Source organism: Cerasicoccus arenae (assembly GCF_014651635.1).
GTDB lineage: Bacteria > Verrucomicrobiota > Verrucomicrobiia > Opitutales > Cerasicoccaceae > Cerasicoccus > Cerasicoccus arenae.
In genome coordinates this window covers 1-1,623 of the sequence record NZ_BMXG01000050.1, presented here as the reverse complement: position 1 = coordinate 1,623, position 1,623 = coordinate 1, and the positions used below count along the sequence as shown (strand labels likewise).

At 47.0% G+C, this 1,623-nt stretch carries 3 protein-coding genes; all 3 read left to right on the top strand.

All coding sequences use genetic code 11. The annotated features are described in order from the left end of the window. The first annotated feature begins 167 nt into the window (after positions 1–167). Positions 168–791: a hypothetical protein gene (locus tag IE065_RS17820; protein ID WP_189517670.1), complete on the top strand. Its 624-nt coding sequence runs from the start codon at positions 168–170 to the stop codon at positions 789–791. A gap of 8 nt (positions 792–799) precedes the next feature. Further along, positions 800–1,024 carry a hypothetical protein gene (locus IE065_RS17815; protein ID WP_189517668.1) on the top strand — a complete coding sequence of 75 codons (225 nt, stop codon included), beginning with the start codon at positions 800–802 and terminating at the stop codon, positions 1,022–1,024. Between the two features lie 67 nt (positions 1,025–1,091). Continuing rightward, positions 1,092–1,523 (top strand): hypothetical protein, encoded by a 432-nt coding sequence (locus IE065_RS17810; RefSeq protein WP_189517665.1) that lies wholly within the window; start codon positions 1,092–1,094, stop codon positions 1,521–1,523. Positions 1,524–1,623: the final 100 nt, after the last annotated feature.

Below are 1,623 nucleotides of genomic sequence, written 5' to 3'. Positions count from 1 at the left end.
TCTTCGCGCCTGCCTCTCTACCAGCCAGCCCAATAGTCATACCGGGAAAATGACGCCATGCCTACGATAACGCGTCGGGGTCAAGACTTTGGACCAAGTTCGATCCGCAGGGGCTATCATATTGGACAGGCCAGTATTGGAGTGACGTTTGGGGGACTTTCTCCAACTTGCCATCAACTGCCGGCGAGGCATTTCAAGGAGCAGCAGACTTTTACAGTACAGGTGCTGCGGTGACCTCTGGTTACATAATCGGAGATACTGATGCAGGAGATGCAGTTGCTAATCAATATCGTGAGAGCACACTCGATAAAAATCCAGCTGGCCAGACACTAAGACACGGAGGAAGTTTAGAAGATGCACAAGCTTCAGCAAAAATTCTGGAAGTAACTCTTGAGATTGAAATCGCGCTGACGATCAAGGGTATTGTTGATATGAACAATCAGGGCAATGACGGTTCGCCTGAGGAGTCAGAACGACGACAAAAAGAAGATGAAAGTCAGGGTGGAGAGTTTTTAAACGACGAAGTGGATAGGAAGCAAGAGCCCGCGCCGCCAACTAAACCTGAATATCCCAGTAATCCCGATGAATGGGAATCGCCAGACGGTGTAACGGAAACCGAAGCCGGTGACAGGACCGATGGTAAGCATCGACAATGGAAAGATGAGGATGGTAATATGTATCGTCGATGGGATAGAGAAGGTCGTGAAGCTGGAAAAGAGAGAGGTCCACATTGGCATGATTATAATGATGAGTCTGGAGGAAATGATCACATTGAACCTGATGATGATTAATATTATTTATGAAATCAAAAATTGAGCATTTTAGCGGAGGTTTATCTGGAATCTCATTTAGTTTTCGTGAGCATGAGATTGATTTGCTCATCGAGAGGCTACAGGCTTTAAAATCCAGAAAGATCGGCCATTTTCATTTTCGTTCTGACTCGTTTGAGTCAGAACAAGGAATTGCCGATGTTGAATTATCAATGATGGGTGAGCATGAGGATGATGAAATGTCCATAGAATAACTGAAAATATCGCATCTAGAAAAAATTTTTCCTGCGACTCCATACGCCTCGGATTTTCCTTCTGTAAGTGATTCATCCGCAACAGGAAGAATCGACTGCTATTTACGATTGTCCGCCTGTATCAATACTTTGGACCTACTTCGATCCAACGGGACTGGAACGGCGTATGACTCCAGGGAAAATTGCGGCTCATAACGCCCAGAGGGCGCAATGGAATGCAGATGGAGGATGGGCACAAGTGCCTGCGGGTGCTATGTCTGGCGTCTCTCGAGGCACCACAAATGTCGCCGCAGGATTCGGTTGGCTGGGGGCCACGGCTGCTTCGGGCTATGAGCAACTAGCATTTGGGACAAACTATTCTGGTGAATTTGCTTCCGCCCTCATGAATGAAGCTGATTCATTCAATAAGGGATCCTCTCAAATCGCTGCAGACCATTTGGGTGTTTCTGTAGATGGGGCATTCTTCAAAGATGTAGAGGGAGCCAGCGAATTAGCGTAAGCGTCCGGGCTTCGACCGCCTTCCTCGATTCGCTTTGATTTGCTAAACTGCTCTTATGGATGTCGAGATCGTTGATACAGGTTTGAAGCGTGACAGTTGT

Excerpts from the sequence above, each read along its gene's own strand:
- IE065_RS17815 (WP_189517668.1), top strand. The coding sequence starts at position 800 with ATGAAATCAAAAATTGAGCATTTTAGCGGAGGTTTATCTGGAATCTCA.